The organism is Stenotrophomonas sp. (assembly GCF_059505245.1).
Map to the genome: position 1 here is coordinate 40,378 of NZ_JCACKF010000028.1, position 18,276 is coordinate 58,653.

Genomic DNA, 18,276 nt, shown 5'->3' on the forward strand with positions numbered 1-18,276 from the left:
CCATCATAACCATGGGCTGAACCCGGCGCGCACCCGGCGTCAACCGGAGCGCCGCTCACGCGTTGTCGATGGTGACCCCGAGCGAGGAACCGTACCCTGTGCTGGTGAGCAGCCCCGCCCCCCCGAGCGCAGAGACCGATGCCCTGCCGGCATCGCTGGAGGCATTCCTGGCCAGCGTCGGCCCGCGTGCGTTCCGCTTCGCCGAGGCCGGCCTACGCCAGCGCGAAGACGCCATGGATGCGGTGCAGGACGCGCTGCTGCGCATGCTGGATTACACCGACAAGCCGGCCGCCGAATGGGCGCCGCTGTTCTGGAGCATCCTGCGCCGCCGGGTGATCGACCTGCAGCGCCGGCGCCGCTTCCGCCTGCCGTTCTGGCGCGACAACCAGGACGCGGAAGGCGGCGAGATCGACTGGGCCGATCCCGGCCCGGACCCGGCACAGGCACATGAGCAGCGCCAGCAGTACCAGCAGCTGGTGGACGCATTGCGCACCCTGCCCGCCCGCCAGCGCGAGGCCTTCACCCTGCGCGTGCTGCAGGACCTGGACGGGGCCACCACCGCCCGCGCCATGGGCTGCAGCGAAGGCGCGGTAAAAACCCATCTGGCACGCGCCCGGCAGGCGCTGCAGGACTACCTGGAGACCCACCCGTGAACCGCTCCCTGCCTTCCGATGACACCCTGCGCCGCCTGCACGCGCAGTCGCTGCAGGCGCTGTCGCCGGCAACGCTGGCCCGGCTGCGCCAAGCTCGCCACGGCGCCACGGCCACCACCCATCGCGGGCGCAGGCGCTGGTGGCTGGCCAGCGCCTGCTCACTGGTGGTTGCACTGGGCATCGGCCTGCAGTTCACCGGCCATGGCACGCTTGCGGGTCCGCCGCCGGACCCCGTGCTTGCGTCAGTGGAAGACAACGGCGCGCTCTACGACGAAAATCCCGATCTGTACCTGTGGCTGGGCGATACCGACCTGGCGATGGAGTAAATCATGTCCCGACTGCTTGCCCTGCCACTGCTGTTGACCCTGGCGCTGCTGCCGGCCGTTCCGGTGCTGGCGCAGAACGCCACGCCCGCCCCTGCCGCACCGGTCGCGCCATTGCCTGCGTGGGAGCAATTGAGCGAATCCCAGCGAGAGTCCCTGCTGGCGCCGCTGCGCGACCGTTGGAACAGCGCTGATGCCGGCCAGCGCCAGCGCATGCTCTCGCACGGCCAGCGCTGGCAATCGATGAGCCCGGAGGAGCGCGACAAGGCCCGCCGCGGCCTGCGCCGCTTCGAGCACATGAGCCCGGAACAGCGTGAACAGGCACGCGCCCTGTTCGGGCAGATGCGCAACATGCCGCCGGCACAGCGCGACGCGCTGCGCGAGCGCTGGTCGCAGATGACGCCGGAGCAGCGCCGGGACTGGGTGCGCGACAACCCGCCGCCGGCGAAGCCGCGGTAAGGCCCCGGGGAACGGGGTCAGAGCCCTTTGCTGACGCAAAGGGATCCGACCCCTGGCAGATTGCGGGAGATCGGGGTCAGATCCCTTTGCCAGAGGCAAAGGGATCTGACCCCGCGTCATTCATGCCTGCCAGCGCGTCTTTGCCAGCAGCTCGTCGTCCCAGTCGAAACCGAGCCGCCCCTCGCGCACGAACAGCGCAACGAAGTTGAGCAGGTTGCGCGCATACATCTCACTGGCCTGGGTCGCGCCGCGACTGGCCAGGCCCAGCGGACCATCGATGGTCACGCCCTGGTGTTCGATGCAGTGCCCCGGCTGGGTCAGTGCACAGTTGCCGCCGCTCTCGGCCGCCAGATCGACAATGACGCTGCCGGTGGCCATGCCCTCCACCATCGCGGCGGTCACGATGGTCGGCGCCGGCCGACCGGGTACCGCAGCCGTGCAGATCACCACGTCCACGCTGCGCAGGTGGTCGGCCAGCCGACGCTGCTGCTCGGCGCGCTCCTCGTCGGTCAACGCACGCGCGTAGCCGCCTTCACCGGCCGCGCTCACGCCAAGATCGAGGAAGCGCGCACCCAGTGACTGGATCTGCTCGCGGGTTTCCGGGCGCACATCGAAACCTTCCACCTGTGCACCGAGGCGCCGCGCGGTGGCGATGGCCTGCAGGCCCGCCACGCCGGCACCGATCACCAGCACCTTGGCCGGCCGCACGGTGCCAGCGGCGGTGGTCAGCATCGGGAAGAAGCGCGGCGCGCGTTCGGCGGCAATCAGCGCGGCCTTGTAGCCGGCCATGCCGGCCTGCGAACTGAGTACATCCATCGCCTGCGCGCGGGTGGTGCGCGGCAGCTGCTGCAGCGGGAACAGCTGCAGGCGATCATCGGCCGCCAGCGCGGCCAGCGCCGGATCGTTGGCCGGTGCCAGCAGGCCAACCACGCTGGCACCGGGCCTGAGCTGCTCCAGCACCGTCGCAGGAGGCGCCTGCACGCACAGCAGGATATCGATCTCGGCCCAGCGGCCCGCGTCGAAGACACGTGCGCCGGCGTCGTCATAGGCGGCATCGGTGAAGCCGGCGGCCAGCCCGGCGCCGGCCTCGTACCAGACCGTAATGCCGAGGGCACCGAGCTTGCGCGCGGTTTCCGGTGTCAACGCCACGCGCCGTTCACCCGGCGCGGTCTCCTTGATCCCCAGCAACGCCACGGCCATGCAGGTCCCCGCTGATCGGTGAGTTTTCCCGATCCTAGCAGGCAGCCAGCACTCAGTGCAGGGTGGTGCTGCCCGGGTCAAGGCGGTCGATCACGCCCTGCATGGCGCTGTCGAAGGCGCCATCGTCAACGTGGGCACGCAGGCGGCCGAGCCGCACCATCACCGCCAGCTCTTCTGGCGAGGCCACGCAGAAGCGCACGCCGCGACGGTTGACGAACAGCAGGCGCGAGGAAATCGGGCTGACCCAGGACAGCTTGCCCGCCTGGACCTTGCCGTCCTTGTCGACGAAGTCCAACCAGTTGCCGATTTCCATGCGTCGGAAGCGGTCGGCATCGGCGTTGTCGAAATCGTCGGCATCGATCTGCCCGCTGAGTTCCACCGCTGGCGATTCGGCCACCGGCGGTGCCGGCAGCGCGACCTGCGGCAGCTCGGGCAGCGCGCGCTGCAGTTCCGGCCGCGACTCGGCGATGCCCTGCAACGTGTCGTGCAGGGCGTCGATCGCACCGGTAGCCGCATCGCCGTGCACACCGACGCTGGCAAACACCTTGGCCAGCACCGGCTGCCAGGCCTGCAGCCATGGCTTGCCGACAATCTGCCGGCGCGCCTCGGCCACTTCCTCCAGCAGGCCGTCGCCGAGGCTCAGTGCCTCGGCCACCGACGCGCCTTCTTCGCCCTCGCGCAGCAGCGCCAGGGTCAGGTGGTGCTGCCAGGGCTGGCGCAGGAACTCGGCAATGGCCGGCGGAAGGGTGGCATCACCGATGCGACGATCCAGTTCCGCACTGGCCCGGCTGCGGGCCATCTCCAGCTTTTCCTGCCCACGCTGCGTCTCCGCGGCACGACGCTCGGCGATTTCCACGCGGCGGCGATGCTGCACCAGGAACTCGCGGAATTCTTCTTCCAGGGTCAGGAAGATCGCCAGGTTCTCGTTGAACTCGGCCACCAGGCGCTCGATGATCTCCTCGACCTTGGCCATCAGCATGCGCTCGGCCTGGCTTTCGCCGGTGTTGCCCTCGCAGGCTTCGGCCAGCGAATTGAGCAGCTTGCGCGCCGGATGGGTCTTCTGCACGAACATGCGGCGGTCGAGCATGGCGACCTTGACGAAAGGCACGACCAGGCGGCCGATCAGTTCGCGCGAGCGGCCTTCCAGTTCACGCTCGTCCAGCATCACGTCGAACAGCATGCCGACCAGGTCGATGGCATCTTCATCCTGCGGGTCCAGCCGGGTCTGGCCCGGATCGACGCCGAGCTGGGTGGCGCTGGACAGCACTTCGCTCTTCAGCCGCTGCGCCAGCGATTCGCCGTCCTCGCCGATGGCCGCGCGCAGGGTTGCGCTCGGCGTGGCCTGCAGCAGCGACAGCACCGACATCATTTCGCGCTGGCTGAGCGGGCGCTGCTGGCCGACCGCCACCTGTGCCGCAGACGTGGCGTCCTCACGCACATGGCGGGTCTGCTGCAGCAGTTCGTGCAACGCTTCCAGCAGCATGCCTTGCTGGCCGGCGTAGGCCTCGCCGGCGGCGCCGTCATCGCCGCCCAGGTGCTGCTGCATATGCCCGCGGCGCTCGGACCAGCGGGCGGCAAAGCGCTGCGCCCAGGCCGGTGCGGCCTGCTCGTCATCGCTGAACCCCGGATCGACGCCCGCGCCGTGGCGATGCTCGACCAGGTCATCCAGCATCCCGGTCATGCGCGGATCCGGTGCCGGCGGTTGTGGGCGCTGCGGAGCCCCCATCTGCGACATCACGCCGGCTGCGGCCAGCTGCTCGTCCAGCTTCTCGTAGATGCGGCCGACCGGTGCACGCAGGTCGCGCTCGCACAGCTTGATCAGCACCAGATGCACTTCCGGGGCCAGTTCGCAGCCGGCAAAGGCCTCGTGGATGGCCACGCCCAGATGTTCGGGGCTGATGGGATTGTGGTCGGCGTCCAGTTCCACGCCGCCGATCAACCGGCCCAGGCGGCGGTCCAGCCGCGCCAGCACCGGCTTGAAGTCACGCAGCAATACAGTGGCGAAATTGCGCACCGCCAACCGCGATTCCAGTACGTGTTCGGCCAGCAGGCTCAGGCCATCCTCGGCCGGCCCCGACAGGGTCGCCTCGGCCGACAGCGGCTCACCGGCCGCCAATGCGGCCCACGCCTGCTGCAGGTGGCCGGCGAAGGCGGCAGCGATCTCCTCACGGCGGCGGCGCAGTTCGCGCATCGCGTCCAGGAACAGCAACTGCGACGAGCCGGCATTGCCGGCGCGGTCGAACAGGGCATCGTCGAAACGCGCCAGCGCGGCCCCGAAGGCCTGGCACAGCGCGGGCAGGACCATGTCCCGGGCAAGCTGGAGCTGGGCCGGGTCACGGCCCGGCGATCCCATCGGTGTGGGCACGCTCATCATTCGGGAAGGCTCCCCACCTTCTCTGGTACGACAGACAGCATGGACATCGCGACGACCGGCACACCCCATGTACCGGAACGTCGATGGTAGGCCGGCCAGCCCGTCACGGACAGTGAAACAGTCCTCACTTCAAACCTCATGACCGGCGGCCCGGCAAGAGGGGTATCGTAAGCCGTGCAAGGCCCACGAGGCGAGGGGAAGCGGCTGTCCGTTTCCCGCCAGTGGCATGATGTTCATCACAGTTTGGTATTCAGGGGCCGGACGCGACACAGACGGCGTCATTGACCACCCCGACTATAATCAAACACCCGTGATGACCGGTTCAGACTCCATGCCCGACCCCGCTGCCCTGCTCGCCCTGGATGCCCGCCGCTCAGTGCCTTCGCGGCAACTGGGCGAGCCCGGCCCGGACCCGGCCACCCTGCAGCGGATGCTGGCGTCGGCCGTGCGCGTGCCCGACCACGGCAAGCGCGTCCCGTTCCGCTTCCTGAAGATCGCCGGCGATGCACGTCACACTCTGGGCGACTTCCTGGCCAAGCGCAGCCGCCAGCGCGACCCGCATGCCGGCGAGGCCGTGTTCGAGAAGGACCGCCAGCGTTTCAGCCACGCCCCGCTGGTGATCGTGGTGGTCGCCAGCCCGCGCCCGGACCCGAAGGTGCCGGAACAGGAACAGCTGATGACCGCCGGCTGCGTCTGCTTCGCCCTGCTGCAGGCCGCGCAGGCGCTTGGCTTCGGCGCACAGTGGCTGACGGCCTGGATGGCCTTCGATCCGGTCGTGCAGGCCCACCTGGGCCTGGTCGAGGGTGAACGCATCGCCGGCTTCATCCACATCGGCACCGCCAAGGCCGACGTGCCCGAGCGCGAGCGCCCCGACCCAGCGACCCTGCTGCAGGACTGGACGCCGCCGGCATGACCCTGCCGGCACCGCCGCCGTCGCTGTACCTGGTCGATGCCAGCATCTACGTGTTCCGCGCCTGGCACTCGCTGCCGGACCAGTTCCAGGACGCGCAGGGCTGGCCGACCAATGCTGTGCACGGCTTCGCCCGCTTCCTGCTGGACCTGCTGGAGCGCGAGCGCCCGCGGCACATCGCCATTGCCTTCGACGAAGCGCTCGACAGCGGCTTCCGCCACCGCCTGTATCCGGCCTACAAGGCCAACCGTGATCCGGCACCGGAAGCGCTCAAGCGCCAGTTCGTGCACTGCAAGGCGCTGTGCGCGGCGTTGGGCCTTGCCGTCCTCGCCCACCACGACTACGAAGCCGACGACCTGATCGGCAGCGCACTGCACGTGCACCGCGGCAGCCATCGCGGGGTGATCATCTCCGCCGACAAGGACCTGTCGCAGCTGCTGCTCGACCACGACGAACAGTGGGACTACGCCCGCAACCAGCGCTGGGACGTGGCCGGCGTGAAGGCACGGCACGGCGTGCACGCGCACCAGATTGCCGATTACCTGGCGCTGTGCGGCGATGCGGTGGACAACATTCCCGGTGTCAGTGGGGTCGGCAGCAAGTCCGCCGCCGTGCTGCTGGCCCATTTCGGCAGCTTGGATGCGCTGTACGAACGCCTGGACGAAGTGCCGTTCCTGCGCCTGCGCGGTGCCGCCCAGATGGCGGTGCGCCTGCGCGAGCAGCGCGAGCACGCCCTGCTCTGGCGCCAGCTGACCACCATCGCGCTGGACGCGCCGCTGGAAGGCAGCCAACCCGGCCTGCTGCGCCAGACCGCCGACCCCGAGCTGCTCGGCGGCCTGTGCCAGACCCTGCGCTTCGGCCCGATGACCCGCCGCCGGCTGTTCGATGCCGCCGGCGTACCCGATATTCTTCCCACCCACAGCGAGCCCGCATGAGCCAGCGCAACACCGAAGCCCCGCGTGTCGTCTATGAAGGCAAGTACCAGCGCATGCTGGTACGCGGCACCTGGGAATACAGCGAACGTACCCATGCCGGTGGCCTGGCCGCGATCATCATCGCGGTGACCCCGGAGGACAAGGTGCTGTTCGTCGAACAGTTCCGCGTGCCGCTGCAGGCCCCCACCATCGAGATGCCGGCCGGCCTGGTCGGCGACATCCACGCCGGCGAATCGATCGAAGTCTCGGCCGTGCGCGAGCTGGAAGAAGAAACCGGCTGGACCGCCGATCACGCCGAAGTGCTGATGATCGGCCCGACGTCCTCCGGCGCCAGCAGCGAGAAGATCGCCTTCGTACGCGCCACCGGCCTGCGCCGGATCGGCGAAGGTGGCGGCGATGACAGCGAAGACATCACCGTGCACGAGATTCCGCGCGCGCAGGCGGCGGCCTGGCTGGTGCAGAAGATGGGCGAAGGCTATGAGCTGGATGCCAAGCTGTGGGCGGGCCTGTGGATGATCGAGCACCACCTGGACGGGCGCCCGCGTGGCTGACGCCGATCTGCACGTACTGCCGGCGCTGCTGGGCGCCGACGACCCGGCGATCTATACCCTCCACCGGCCGCAGGGCGCCTCGCCGTACCTGCTGCTGGCCGATCACGCCGGCCAGCAGGTGCCACGCGCGCTGACCGGGCTCGGCCTGGCCCAGGCCGAGCTGGATCGCCATATCGGCTGGGACATCGGCATTGCCGGCACCACCCGCGCGCTGGCAGATCGATTGGATGCCTGGGCGATCGAACAGACCTATTCGCGGCTGCTGATCGACTGCAACCGCCCACTGGCCTCGCCGACGCTGATTCCGGAAGTGAGCGACCACACCGTGGTCCCGGGCAATGCCGGGCTGTCGGCTGCACAGCGGCAGCAGCGCATCGATGCGATCCACGCGCCCTACCATGCGCGCATCGACGCAGAGCTGGATGCACGCCGCGATGCCGGCCGCCCCACCCTGCTGGTGATGATGCACAGCTTCACGCCAGTGATGAACGGCACGCAGCGGCCGTGGCACGCCGGCGTGCTGTACCACCAGGACACGCGCTTTGCGCATGCACTGCTGCAGGCACTGCGCGATGAAGGCGACCTGGTGGTGGGTGACAACGAACCGTATTCGGTCAGCAGCACCAGCGACTACGCGGTACCGGTGCACGGCGAAGGGCGCGGCCTGGTGCACGTGGAACTGGAGATCCGCCAGGACCTGATCGCCGATGCCGCCGGGCAGCAGGCGTGGGCGGAGCGGCTGGCGCGGATCTTCAGCGCGCTGCAACCGGAGCTGCTGGCGCTGGGTTGAACGCGCGTGGTTCCATCCCGTATCGGTAGTGCCGGCCGCTGGCCGGCAACCTCAATGATCCAACCACCCCGAGGTTGCCGGCCAGCGGCCGGCACCACCGCAGGCGTGGCACATCCACCCACGGCAGCGCCTTCAATCAAGCCTCGTTGACCGGGCAGACGGCAGCAGCCGATTCGACCGGCGCCGGGCGCAGGCCCAGCGCGATCACCACGCCGAGCGCGGCGAACAGCGCGGCGCCGTACTGCGCATTGACCATGCCCTGCAGCGCATCAGGACTGGTTGCCTCCTGCGTGCCACGTGCGGCGTTGGCCACCATCACCAGTACCGCCAGTCCCAACGCGCCGCCGATCTGCTGTGCGGTGGCGGCCATGCCGGACGCCACACCCTGCTGCGGCCCCGGCACGCCCTGCCCGGCCACGATCCACATCGCCGTCCAGCTCATGCCCTGGCCCACGCTGAGCACCACGACGCCCGGCAGCAGCGGCCAGTAGCTGGCGCCATGCGGCATCGCCAGCGCCACCGCAGTGATGCCGATGGCACCGGCCGCGAAGCCCCAGGCCAGCACCTGCCGTGGCGAACGGCGCCGCAGCATGCGTTCGGCAATGCGGATGCCGAAGGTGCACACCACGGTCGGCAGCAGGAAGGCCATGCCGGCCTGCAGCGGGCTCCAGCCGTAACCATCCTGGAAGTAGAGCGCCAGGAAGTAGTACTGCACGCCATAGCTGCTCATGAAGGCGAAGGTCAGGCCGAGTGCCGCGCGAAGGCCGGGCAGGCGCAGCAGCGCAAACTGCATCAGCGGGTCACGGCTGCGCTTTTCGATCTGTACGAACACCGTCAACAGTAGGGCTGAAAGCAGCAGGCAGATGAGCGTGGCGCGGGCCGTCCAGCCCCACTCCGGCCCTTGCACCAGGGTGGTGACCAGCAGGCTGCCGCCGGCGGTGACGGTGAGGCAACCGGCAAGATCGAAGGAACGGCCCTGCACACGCGGGCCATCGGCCGGCAACCACGCGCCGGCCGCGACTGCACAGGCGGTGGCCAGCGGAACGATCACCGCCAGCACCGCCGGCCAGCCGAACGCCTGGGTCAGCACGCCACCGAGCAGCGTGCCCAGCGCCAGGCCGACCGCACTGGCCATGCTCCAGATCGCCAGTGCGCGGTTGCGCACCGGGCCTTCCGCATACAACGTGTTGATCAGCGCCAGCGTGGCCGGGAACAGCAACGCGGCACCGATGCCCTGCGCCGCGCGCGCGATGATCAACAGGGTGGCATTCGGCGCCAGCGCGCCGAACAGCGACGCCAGCGCGAACAGCAGCATGCCCAGCCGGTAGAAGCGGCGGCGGCCGATCAGGTCGGCGGCGCGACCACCCAGCAGCAGGCTGCCACCGAACGCCACGGTGTAGGCACTGACCACCCACTGCAGCTGCTGCGCGTTGATCTGCAGCGCGCGGCCCATGTCGTGCAGGGCGACGAAGATGATGGTGGCATCCAGGGCGATGATCAGCTGGGCAGTGGCCAGCAGGGTCAGCGCCCAACGCGGGTACTTGAGGGGAGGCATCGGCGGTCTGGTGCGGTGGGGGAGCGCAGTCTCATTGATGCAACCGAATCAATAAACCCCCTGCCAGCCATATCTGTCATGATTTTCATCATGAATGGAACCTCGATGGACCTCAATGCAGTGCGCATGCTGGTGCAGGTGGCCGAAGCCCGCAGTTTCACCGTCGCCGCCGGGCAGCTGGGCCTGAGCCAGTCCGGCCTGTCGCGCGCGATCGGCCGGCTGGAGGCCACGCTGGGGGTGAAGCTGCTGCAGCGGAACACCCGCAACGTGGCGCTGACCCCGGATGGCCGCCAGTTCGTCGATCAGGTGGCACCGCTGCTGTGTGGCCTGGAGGATGCCGAACGCCAGTTGGCCGACCGTCCCTGCACGCCCGCGGGCACCCTGAAGATCAGCGCGCCCTCGATGTTCGGGCGCAAGGTGCTGGTACCGCTGCTGGCGCCGTTGCTGCAACAGCACCCGCAGCTGCAGGTGGAGGCCGTGCTCAGTGACCGTCTGGTCGATCTGGTCGAGGAAGGTTTCGATGCGGCCCTGCGCACCGGCGTCATCGCCGACCAGCGCATCGTCGCGCGCCCGCTGCGTCCGCTGCGCTGGGTGACGGTGGCCAGCCCCGCGTATCTGGCCCGCTGTGGCGCACCGGACGATGTGGCCGCGCTGCGGGACCACGCGTGCCTGGCGGTGCGCAACCTGCGCAGTGGCCGGCTGGTGGACTGGCAGTTCCTGCAGGAGGGCCAACTGCGCGAGTTCACGCCACCGACGCGGATGGTGTTCGACAGCGGCGATCCGCTGGTGGAAGCGGCCATCGCCGGTATCGGCATCGTGCAGGTGATGGATTTCGCCGTGGCCGACGCGCTCGCTGACGGCCGCCTGCAACGCGTGCTGCAGCCGTTCGAGGGCCGCAGCCGCGCGCTGTCGCTGATCTACCCACCGTCGCGCCAGCACTCGCCGAAGCTGCAGGTGCTGGCCGACGCGTTGCTGGCCGGGGATTGGTAAATCCACGCCATGCGTGGATGAAGGTTTCGGCGGGGTCAGAACCCTTGGGTATCCGGTAGCGCCGGCCGCTGGCCGGCGAGCCACATCGGCCGGCGGCGAAACGACCCGGCAAGGCGTTGCCGGCCAGCGGCCGGCACTACCGATCAGGCGAAGCCATCGGTGGCGCGCACCAGCGCGTCCACGTTCTCGGCCTCGAACGCCGAATGGCCCGAGGCCTTGGCTATCCGATAGTGCCGGCCGCTGGCCGGCGAGCCACATCGGGCGGCGGCGAAACGACCCGGCAAGGCATTGCCGGCCAGCGGCCGGCACTACCGATCAGGCGAAGCCATCGGTGGCGCGCACCAGCGCGTCCACGTTCTCGGCCTCGAACGCCGAATGGCCCGAGGCCGGGGTGATTTCCAGCTTCGCCTTCGGCCACACCTTGGTCAGGTCCCAGGCGTTGGCCAGCGGGCAGACCACGTCGTAGCGGCCGTGCACGATCACGCCCGGGATGTCGGCGATGCGGTGCGCGTCGCGCAGCAGCTGGTCTTCCACCTCGAAGAAGCCACCGTTGACGAAGTAGTGGTTCTCGATGCGGGCGAAGGCCAGGGCGAAGTGCGGGTCTTCGTGGCTGTTGATGAAGTCATCATCGACGTGCAGGAAACTGGTCGCGCCTTCCCACACCGCCCAGGCCTTGGCGGCTTCCAGGCGGGTGGTTTCGTCGTCACTGGTCAGGCGGCGGTGGAAGGCCGAGATCAGGTCATGACGCTCCACCGACGGGATCGGCTTCAGGTAATGCTCCCACGCATCCGGGAACAGGCGGTTGGCGCCTTCCTGGTAGAACCATTCCAGCTCCCAGCGGCGCAGCATGAAGATGCCGCGCAGGACCAGTTCGGTCACGCGCTGCGGATGGGTCTCGGCATAGGCCAGGGCCAGGGTCGAGCCCCAGCTGCCACCGAACACCTGCCAGCGATCGACCTTCAGGTGCTCGCGCAGCTTCTCGATATCGGCGACCAGGTCCCAGGTGGTGTTGTCCACCAGGTCCGCGTGCGGGGTGGATCGACCCGCACCACGCTGGTCGAACAGGATGATGCGGTACTTGGACGGGTCATGGAACTGGCGCATCTTGTCGCTGCAACCACCGCCCGGGCCACCGTGCAGCATCACCACCGGCTTGCCGTCCGGGTTGCCGCACTGTTCGAAATACAGCGTGTGGCGGTCGTCGACCTTCAGGGTGCCGACGTCGTAGGGGGTGATGGCGGGGTACAGCGTACGCATGCTTGCAGCTCCAGGGTGATGCCCTGCCGGGGCAGGAGAACCCCCATTCTAGGCCGGTCGCCGGCCCAGGGTGATCCGGTCGCGCTGCTCCAGGTCCTGCACGGTCTGCACCTCGGCAAAACCGGCGGCGTCGAACAGCGCGCGGATCGCCGCGCCCTGGTCCCATCCGTGCTCGATCAGCAACCAGCCACCGGGCAGCAGATGCGCCTGGCCGCCGTCGATGATGCGGCGGATGTCATCCAGGCCGTCCACACCGGACGCCAGCGCGGAGGCCGGTTCGAAGCGCAAGTCCCCCTGTCGCAGGTGCGGGTCGTCGCTGGCGATGTACGGCGGATTGCTCGCAATCAGGTCGAAGCGCATGCCCTGCAACGGCGCGTACCAATCGTGCCCGCCCTCGGCGAAGCGGACGTTGCGCAGTTCATGGCGCGCAGCATTGCGCGCGGCCACGGCCAGCGCACCCGGGCTGGCATCGGTGGCCAGCACCTGTGCCTGTGGCCGCTCGCTGGCCAGCGCCAAGGCGATCGCGCCGCTGCCGGTGCCCAGGTCAGCCAGCCGCAGCGCACGGTCCTGCGGCAGGCGTTCCAGCGCCAGCTCGACCAGCAGTTCGGTCTCCGGGCGCGGGATCAGCGTGGCCGGATCGACCTCAAGATCCAGCGTCCAGAATCCGCGGCGGCCGGTCAGGTAGGCGACCGGCTCGCCGGCCACGCGGCGGGCCAACAGCGTTTCGAAGGCGGCCTGGTCGGCGGCGGCCAGCGGATCGGTGGCATGCGCGAACAGCCAACTGCGTGGGCGTTCCAGCACATGCAGCAGCAGCAGCTCCGCCTCATGGCGGGCTTCGACGCTGCCGAGGCGGACACTGGCCTCGGCCACGATCTGGCGCAGGGTGGGCTCGGCTCTACAAAATCGGAATCCGTTCAGGTTCCGCCGGACGGGATAAGGAGGGGCTATCGGCCCCAGGCAGCGGTCCGGCGAGATTTTCCTTGTCACACAGTCAGTTGCAGGATGAAAGCGGCCGGGTTCAGTGCCTGCTCAGTGCATTTTGATAGACTCCATCTATCAAATAGATGCAATCAATGCATTGTTCTTATCGCCAGCGAATGGGTAACCTAGCTCCTGTCGATTCACCCACTCCCCTTCACCAAGAGGAAAAATGATGTCCCTCATCAACACCCAGATCCAGCCGTTCGAAGCCAACGCTTACCACAACGGCGAGTTCATCAAGGTTTCCGACGCCAGCCTGAAGGGCCAGTGGTCCGTCCTGATCTTCATGCCGGCCGCCTTCACCTTCAACTGCCCGACCGAGATCGAGGACGCAGCTGACCACTACGCCGAGTTCAAGAAGGCCGGCGCCGAGGTCTACATCGTCACCACCGATACCCACTTCTCGCACAAGGTGTGGCACGAGACCTCGCCGGCCGTCGGCAAGGCCCAGTTCCCGCTGGTCGGCGACCCGACCCACCAGCTGACCAACGCTTTCGGCGTGCACATTCCGGAAGAAGGCCTGGCCCTGCGCGGCACCTTCATCATCAATCCGGAAGGCGTGATCAAGACCCTGGAGATCCACTCCAACGAGATCGCCCGTGACGTGTCCGAGACCCTGCGCAAGCTGAAGGCTGCCCAGTTCACCGCCGCCAACCCGAACCAGGTCTGCCCGGCCAAGTGGAAGGAAGGCGAGAAGACCCTGACCCCGTCGCTGGACCTGGTCGGCAAGATCTAAGGCAGTACCGGCCTGCCGTGGCCCCACGCCGCGGCGCGCCCTTCATCCCCGTGCCGGTCCCCCCGCCGGCGTGGGGGTGAACCCAAGACAGCCAACGCTCGCCCGCCTTGGCCAGCCAGCCCCTTCCACGGTCGCTGTCTTGGGTTCACCCCTACCCCCAGCTGGTCCGCTACCTTGTACAGCGGTGCCACGCCCTCTGTTTGCCTGAAGCCAGGAGAAGACCGATGTTGGACGCCAACCTGCAGTCGCAGCTGAAGACCTATCTGGAGCGCGTGACCCGCCCGATCCAGATCACCGCGCACGCCGACGACGGCGCCAAGTCGCAGGAAATGCTGGAACTGCTGCAGACCCTGGACAGCCTGTCGGACAAGATCTCGCTGCAGGTGCTGCGCGATGGGCAGGGCCGCGTGCCGTCCTTCGACCTGGGCACCCCGGGCCAGGACATCCACCTGACCTTCGCCGGCCTGCCGATGGGCCACGAGTTCACCTCGCTGGTGCTGGCGCTGCTGCAGGTCGGCGGGCACCCGTCCAAGGCCACCGCCGAGCTGATCGAGCAGGTGCAGAACCTGGAAGGCGACTACCGGTTCGAAACCTACTTCTCGCTGTCCTGCCAGAACTGCCCGGACGTGGTGCAGGCGCTGAACCTGGCCGCGGTGCTCAACCCGCGCATCCAGCACGTGGCCATCGATGGCGCCCTGTTCCAGGACGAAGTCGAGAAGCGCGAGATCATGTCGGTGCCGACCGTGTACCTCAACGGTGAAATCTTCGACCAGGGCCGCATGACCCTCGAGCAGATCGTGGCCAAGCTGGACACCAACGCCGGCAAGCGCGATGCCGAGAAGATCGCCGCCAAGGACGCCTTCGACGTTCTGGTGGTGGGCGGTGGCCCGGCCGGCGCTGCAGCGGCGATCTACGCCGCACGCAAGGGCATCCGTACCGGCATCGCCGCCGAGCGTTTCGGTGGCCAGGTGCTGGACACCATGGCGATCGAGAACTTCATTTCGGTGAAGGAGACCGAGGGCCCCAAGCTGGCCACGGCGCTGGAGCAGCACGTGCGCGAGTACGAGGTGGACATCATGAACCTGCAGCGCGCCAGTGCGCTGGTGCCGGCCGGCGAGGACGGCCTGGTGCAGGTGCAGCTGGAAAACGGCGCGGTACTGAAGTCGCGTTCGGTGATCCTGTCCACCGGCGCGCGCTGGCGGCAGATGAACGTGCCGGGCGAAGACCAGTACCGCAACAAGGGCGTGGCGTACTGCCCGCACTGCGATGGCCCGCTGTTCAAGGGCAAGCGCGTGGCGGTGATCGGCGGCGGCAACTCCGGCGTGGAAGCAGCCATCGACCTGGCCGGCATCGTGTCGCATGTAACCCTGCTGGAGTTCGATTCCAGCCTGCGCGCCGATGAAGTGCTGCAGAAGAAGCTGCGCACACTGGGCAACGTGACCGTGCTGACCAGCGCGCAGACCACCGAAGTGCTGGGCGACGGCAGCCGCGTCACCGGCCTGGTCTACAAGGACCGCGTCGGCGGCGATGCCCACCGCGTCGAGCTGGAAGGCATCTTCGTGCAGATCGGCCTGCTGCCCAACACCGAGTGGCTGAAGGATGTGGTGGCGCTGTCGCCGCGCGGCGAGATCCTCATCGACGACCGCGGCCAGACCAACCTGCCGGGCGTGTTCGCCGCTGGCGATTGCACGACGGTGCCCTACAAGCAGATCATCATCGCCATGGGCGCCGGCTCGACCGCCGCACTGAGTGCGTTCGACCACCTGATCCGCTCGTCGGTGAGCAACAGCAGCGGTGCCGTTGCTGAAGCAGCCTGATCCACCGTTCCCAGATCACCGGGAACATTGTCTGCCTGTCGGGTAACCACGCCGTCAGCCGGTCCGTTACCCCTGGGGTGTAAGGATGAACCTACGTGATCTGAAGTACCTGGTAGCCCTGGCCGACCACAAGCATTTCGGCCGGGCTGCCGCCTCCTGCTTCGTCAGCCAGCCCACGCTGTCGACGCAGATCCGCAAGCTGGAAGAAGAGCTGGGCCTGCCGCTGGTGGAACGCGCACCGCGCAAGGTGATGCTGACCCCGGCCGGCCAGGAAGCGGCGGCACGGGCGCGGGTGATCGTGTCCGAAGTGGAACAGCTGAAGGAGGCGGCGCGACGCAGCCGCGATCCGGAAGCCGGCACGGTGCGCCTGGGCATCTTCCCGACCCTCGGCCCGTACCTGCTGCCGCATGTGATCCCGCGCATCCGCGAGCGCTTCCCGGAGCTGGAACTGCTGCTGGTCGAGGAAAAGAGCGACGTGCTGCTGGACCGCCTGCGCGAAGGCAAGCTCGACGCCGCACTGCTGGCCCTGCCGGTGATCGACGACCAGCTGCATGCCGAATTCCTGTTCGAGGAACCGTTCCTGCTGGCCGTGTCCGGGCGCCACCCGCTGGCCCGCCGCGAACACCTGGACGTGCAGGAGCTGGCCACGCAGAAGCTGCTGCTGCTGGAAGACGGGCATTGCCTGCGCGACCAGGCGCTGGAAGTCTGCCGCCTGTTCGGCGCCAACGAGAAGTCCGAATTCCGCGCCACCAGCCTGGAAACCCTGCGGCAGATGGTCGCCGCCGACGTCGGCATCACCCTGCTGCCGAGCCTGTCGGTGCAGCCGCCGGTGCCGCGCTCGAACAACATCCGCCTGCTCGATTTCACCGGCGAAGGCCGTCCCAGCCGCCGCATCGCCATGATCTGGCGCCGCAGCTCGGCCATGAACGACTTCCTGATGGAGCTGGCCGACCAGTTCAAGCGCCTGCCGCAGGCACTGTTCACGCTGGAGGCGCTCGATGCCGGCAGCGATGCACCGGCCCTGCCCGGCCCCGCGCTGAACGGCTGAGCCCCCGCAGCACCGGCCCGGAATCGGCAGGAGTCGATTCCGGCCGCATTTGTCCCCACAATACAGACAGGCGGCGCCAGCAGGTGCCGCCTTTTGCATGGCTTTCAACCAAGGAGCTTCACCATGAACACCGCCAGCGGCCTGCCGCCGTCGATCACCGTTTCTACCTTCGACATGGACCGCCTGGACGCCATGCTCGAATCCCCTGCGCTGAGCCAGACGCCTGCCGCGCTCGCGCTTGCTGAAGAACTCAACCGGGCCACCGTGCTGGCACCGGACCAGATTCCCGAAGGCATCGTCATGATGCATTCGCGCGTGGAGTGCGAAGATGAAGTGTCGGGCGAAAAGCACGTCCTGACCCTGGTCTTCCCCCGCGAAGCCAACGTCGACGAAGGCAAGGTTTCCGTGCTGGCCCCGGTCGGCAGTGCCCTGCTCGGCCTGGCCATCGGCCAGAGCATCGACTGGAACGCGCCCGGCGGCCGCAAGCTGCGCCTGCGCGTGACCGCGGTCCACAACGACCGCCCCTGATTACCGCTGCGCACCGCGCGCGATTCGATCCCCTTGCACCAGGAGCCGTAATGAGTACCCCGTCCAAACTGTCCCAGCTGCGCGAACTGTCCGTGGTCGTTGCCGATACCGGTGACTACGAGGCGATCAAGCGCCTGCAGCCGGTGGACTGCACCACCAACCCGACCCTGGTGAAGAAGGCGCTGGACCTGCCGGTCTACGCCGAACTGATCGAACGCGAACTGGCCTGGGGCCGCCAGCAGGCCGGCGACCGCGAAGCCGTGGTGCACGCCGTGGCCGACCGCCTGACCATCGGCGTCGGCGCGCTGCTGAGCACGCTGGTGCCGGGCCGCGTGTCCACCGAAGTGGACGCCGACTTGGCCCACGACACCGCTGCCACCGTGGCCAAGGCCCGCCAGTTCATCCAGATGTACGCCGATGCCGGCGTGCCGCGCGAGAAGATCCTGATCAAGATCGCCGCGACCTGGGAAGGCGTGGAAGCCGCGCGCATCCTGCAGGCCGAAGGCATCGACTGCAACCTGACCCTGATCTTCAACCCGACCCAGGCGCTGGCCTGCAGCGAGGCCGGCGCGTTCCTGATCTCCCCGTTCGTCGGCCGCATCCTGGACTGGTACGTGGCCAACGGCCAGGCCCCGGCCAGCATCGACGAAGACCCGGGCGTGAAGTTCGTGCGCGGCGTCTATGCCGAATTCAAGCGCCGCGGTTCGAAGACGGTGGTGATGGGCGCCTCGTTCCGTTCGACCGCACAGATCGAAGCGCTGGCCGGCTGCGACCGCCTGACGATTTCGCCGGACCTGCTGGAGAAGCTGGACGCCGACCACGGCGCACTGCCGCGCAAGCTGGTGGCCGGCGCCGCCGATGGCGCGGCGGTGACCCCGATCGACGCGGCGACGTTCGCAGCAGACCTGGCGGCCGATCCGATGGCCACCGAGAAGCTGGCGACCGGTATCGATGCGTTTGCCAAGGATCTGGAAGCACTGCGCGAGCGGATCCGCGCGGCACTGTGAGGATTCCGGCCAACGGCTGAGCCCCTCGTGGCAGGTCGGTTGGTCGCAAAGAGCAAAAAGCCGCGCTGGGTCGGGCGGGTTGGGTTCGCGGGAGACGCCGTGAATCCATCCCTGGAGGCTTGGCCGCCGCATCCATGCGGCGGACAACACTCCCGCGAACCC

At 68.4% G+C, this 18,276-nt stretch carries 19 protein-coding genes; 13 read left to right on the forward strand and 6 right to left on the reverse strand.

Annotated features, from left to right (window positions below; genetic code table 11):
- The first annotated feature begins 68 nt into the window (after positions 1-68).
- From AC5JLE_RS11585 to AC5JLE_RS11595, 3 genes are read left to right on the forward strand one after another with little or no spacing between them, the layout of a single operon-like run.
- Positions 69-653 carry an RNA polymerase sigma factor gene (locus AC5JLE_RS11585; RefSeq protein WP_080052964.1) on the forward strand — a complete coding sequence of 195 codons (585 nt, stop codon included), beginning with the start codon at positions 69-71 and terminating at the stop codon, positions 651-653.
- Positions 650-979, forward strand: coding sequence for a DUF3379 domain-containing protein (locus AC5JLE_RS11590; RefSeq protein ID WP_164109965.1), 330 nt, complete (start codon positions 650-652; stop codon positions 977-979). Before AC5JLE_RS11585 ends, AC5JLE_RS11590 begins: the two co-directional genes overlap by 4 nt.
- A gap of 3 nt (positions 980-982) precedes the next feature.
- On the forward strand, positions 983-1,435 hold the full coding sequence (locus AC5JLE_RS11595) for a DUF3106 domain-containing protein (RefSeq protein ID WP_053495031.1): 453 nt from the start codon (positions 983-985) through the stop codon (positions 1,433-1,435).
- A 120-nt stretch (positions 1,436-1,555) separates the two neighbouring features.
- On the opposite strand, the gene AC5JLE_RS11600 is transcribed toward AC5JLE_RS11595, so the two are convergent.
- Positions 1,556-2,635, reverse strand: a complete 1,080-nt coding sequence (locus AC5JLE_RS11600) for an NAD(P) transhydrogenase subunit alpha (protein ID WP_262216491.1) — start codon at positions 2,633-2,635, stop codon at positions 1,556-1,558.
- Positions 2,636-2,687: 52 nt separating this feature from the next.
- Positions 2,688-5,009 carry a PacR family protein gene (gene pacR / locus AC5JLE_RS11605; RefSeq protein ID WP_032956973.1) on the reverse strand — a complete coding sequence of 774 codons (2,322 nt, stop codon included), beginning with the start codon at positions 5,007-5,009 and terminating at the stop codon, positions 2,688-2,690.
- 331 nt (positions 5,010-5,340) lie between these two features.
- Between pacR and AC5JLE_RS11610 the strand changes: the two genes are divergently transcribed.
- Genes AC5JLE_RS11610 through AC5JLE_RS11625 form a run of 4 tightly spaced genes read left to right on the forward strand, consistent with a single transcriptional unit; the run spans position 5,341 to position 8,195 of the window.
- Positions 5,341-5,922 (forward strand): nitroreductase family protein, encoded by a 582-nt coding sequence (locus AC5JLE_RS11610; protein WP_014646012.1) that lies wholly within the window; start codon positions 5,341-5,343, stop codon positions 5,920-5,922.
- Entirely contained in the window at positions 5,919-6,854 is a 936-nt protein-coding gene (locus tag AC5JLE_RS11615; protein WP_014646011.1) for a 5'-3' exonuclease, read from the forward strand. The genes AC5JLE_RS11610 and AC5JLE_RS11615 overlap by 4 nt, the downstream gene beginning before the upstream one ends.
- Positions 6,851-7,405 (forward strand): NUDIX hydrolase, encoded by a 555-nt coding sequence (locus tag AC5JLE_RS11620; protein ID WP_024957736.1) that lies wholly within the window; start codon positions 6,851-6,853, stop codon positions 7,403-7,405. The genes AC5JLE_RS11615 and AC5JLE_RS11620 overlap by 4 nt, the downstream gene beginning before the upstream one ends.
- On the forward strand, positions 7,398-8,195 hold the full coding sequence (locus tag AC5JLE_RS11625) for an N-formylglutamate amidohydrolase (protein ID WP_164109974.1): 798 nt from the start codon (positions 7,398-7,400) through the stop codon (positions 8,193-8,195). Before AC5JLE_RS11620 ends, AC5JLE_RS11625 begins: the two co-directional genes overlap by 8 nt.
- Before the next feature lie 136 nt (positions 8,196-8,331).
- Here the strand turns inward: AC5JLE_RS11625 and AC5JLE_RS11630 are convergent, their stop codons facing one another.
- Positions 8,332-9,750, reverse strand: coding sequence for an MFS transporter (locus AC5JLE_RS11630; protein WP_197557669.1), 1,419 nt, complete (start codon positions 9,748-9,750; stop codon positions 8,332-8,334).
- A 105-nt stretch (positions 9,751-9,855) separates the two neighbouring features.
- Between AC5JLE_RS11630 and AC5JLE_RS11635 the strand changes: the two genes are divergently transcribed.
- On the forward strand, positions 9,856-10,740 hold the full coding sequence (locus AC5JLE_RS11635) for a LysR family transcriptional regulator (RefSeq protein ID WP_164166873.1): 885 nt from the start codon (positions 9,856-9,858) through the stop codon (positions 10,738-10,740).
- 143 nt (positions 10,741-10,883) lie between these two features.
- On the opposite strand, the gene AC5JLE_RS11640 is transcribed toward AC5JLE_RS11635, so the two are convergent.
- From AC5JLE_RS11640 to prmC, 3 genes are read right to left on the reverse strand one after another with little or no spacing between them, the layout of a single operon-like run.
- Positions 10,884-11,024 (reverse strand): hypothetical protein, encoded by a 141-nt coding sequence (locus tag AC5JLE_RS11640; protein WP_181160701.1) that lies wholly within the window; start codon positions 11,022-11,024, stop codon positions 10,884-10,886.
- Between the two features lie 31 nt (positions 11,025-11,055).
- Complete coding sequence (pip, locus tag AC5JLE_RS11645) at positions 11,056-11,997, reverse strand: prolyl aminopeptidase (RefSeq protein WP_010481800.1); 942 nt, start codon at positions 11,995-11,997, stop codon at positions 11,056-11,058.
- A 48-nt stretch (positions 11,998-12,045) separates the two neighbouring features.
- On the reverse strand, positions 12,046-12,870 hold the full coding sequence (prmC, locus tag AC5JLE_RS11650) for a peptide chain release factor N(5)-glutamine methyltransferase (RefSeq protein ID WP_275585156.1): 825 nt from the start codon (positions 12,868-12,870) through the stop codon (positions 12,046-12,048).
- 280 nt (positions 12,871-13,150) lie between these two features.
- On the opposite strand from prmC, the gene ahpC reads away from it, so the two are divergent.
- The 5 genes from ahpC to AC5JLE_RS11675 all read left to right on the forward strand — a co-directional run bounded on the left by ahpC (position 13,151) and on the right by AC5JLE_RS11675 (position 18,114).
- Entirely contained in the window at positions 13,151-13,714 is a 564-nt protein-coding gene (ahpC, locus tag AC5JLE_RS11655; RefSeq protein ID WP_005408159.1) for an alkyl hydroperoxide reductase subunit C, read from the forward strand.
- A 224-nt stretch (positions 13,715-13,938) separates the two neighbouring features.
- On the forward strand, positions 13,939-15,531 hold the full coding sequence (gene ahpF / locus AC5JLE_RS11660; RefSeq protein ID WP_100449363.1) for an alkyl hydroperoxide reductase subunit F: 1,593 nt from the start codon (positions 13,939-13,941) through the stop codon (positions 15,529-15,531).
- 85 nt (positions 15,532-15,616) lie between these two features.
- Positions 15,617-16,579: a LysR substrate-binding domain-containing protein gene (locus AC5JLE_RS11665; protein WP_014646003.1), complete on the forward strand. Its 963-nt coding sequence runs from the start codon at positions 15,617-15,619 to the stop codon at positions 16,577-16,579.
- Positions 16,580-16,702: 123 nt separating this feature from the next.
- Complete coding sequence (rnk, locus tag AC5JLE_RS11670; protein WP_014036052.1) at positions 16,703-17,107, forward strand: nucleoside diphosphate kinase regulator; 405 nt, start codon at positions 16,703-16,705, stop codon at positions 17,105-17,107.
- Between the two features lie 50 nt (positions 17,108-17,157).
- Positions 17,158-18,114, forward strand: coding sequence for a transaldolase (locus AC5JLE_RS11675; RefSeq protein WP_241884933.1), 957 nt, complete (start codon positions 17,158-17,160; stop codon positions 18,112-18,114).
- Positions 18,115-18,276 lie beyond the last annotated feature (162 nt).

What these genes read in the sequence shown, in the direction of transcription:
- AC5JLE_RS11620 (WP_024957736.1), top strand. Translation starts at nt 6,851, where the DNA reads ATGAGCCAGCGCAACACCGAAGCCCCGCGTGTCGTCTATGAAGGCAAG.
- ahpF (WP_100449363.1), top strand. Translation starts at nt 13,939, where the DNA reads ATGTTGGACGCCAACCTGCAGTCGCAGCTGAAGACCTATCTGGAGCGC.
- AC5JLE_RS11635 (WP_164166873.1), top strand. Translation starts at nt 9,856, where the DNA reads ATGGACCTCAATGCAGTGCGCATGCTGGTGCAGGTGGCCGAAGCCCGC.
- AC5JLE_RS11615 (WP_014646011.1), top strand. Translation starts at nt 5,919, where the DNA reads ATGACCCTGCCGGCACCGCCGCCGTCGCTGTACCTGGTCGATGCCAGC.
- AC5JLE_RS11665 (WP_014646003.1), top strand. Translation starts at nt 15,617, where the DNA reads ATGAACCTACGTGATCTGAAGTACCTGGTAGCCCTGGCCGACCACAAG.
- AC5JLE_RS11585 (WP_080052964.1), top strand. Translation starts at nt 69, where the DNA reads ATGGTGACCCCGAGCGAGGAACCGTACCCTGTGCTGGTGAGCAGCCCC.
- AC5JLE_RS11610 (WP_014646012.1), top strand. Translation starts at nt 5,341, where the DNA reads ATGCCCGACCCCGCTGCCCTGCTCGCCCTGGATGCCCGCCGCTCAGTG.
- AC5JLE_RS11600 (WP_262216491.1), bottom strand. Translation starts at nt 2,635, where the DNA reads ATGGCCGTGGCGTTGCTGGGGATCAAGGAGACCGCGCCGGGTGAACGG.
- ahpC (WP_005408159.1), top strand. Translation starts at nt 13,151, where the DNA reads ATGTCCCTCATCAACACCCAGATCCAGCCGTTCGAAGCCAACGCTTAC.
- pip (WP_010481800.1), bottom strand. Translation starts at nt 11,997, where the DNA reads ATGCGTACGCTGTACCCCGCCATCACCCCCTACGACGTCGGCACCCTG.
- AC5JLE_RS11630 (WP_197557669.1), bottom strand. Translation starts at nt 9,750, where the DNA reads ATGCCTCCCCTCAAGTACCCGCGTTGGGCGCTGACCCTGCTGGCCACT.
- AC5JLE_RS11675 (WP_241884933.1), top strand. Translation starts at nt 17,158, where the DNA reads ATGAGTACCCCGTCCAAACTGTCCCAGCTGCGCGAACTGTCCGTGGTC.
- AC5JLE_RS11595 (WP_053495031.1), top strand. Translation starts at nt 983, where the DNA reads ATGTCCCGACTGCTTGCCCTGCCACTGCTGTTGACCCTGGCGCTGCTG.
- pacR (WP_032956973.1), bottom strand. Translation starts at nt 5,009, where the DNA reads ATGATGAGCGTGCCCACACCGATGGGATCGCCGGGCCGTGACCCGGCC.
- rnk (WP_014036052.1), top strand. Translation starts at nt 16,703, where the DNA reads ATGAACACCGCCAGCGGCCTGCCGCCGTCGATCACCGTTTCTACCTTC.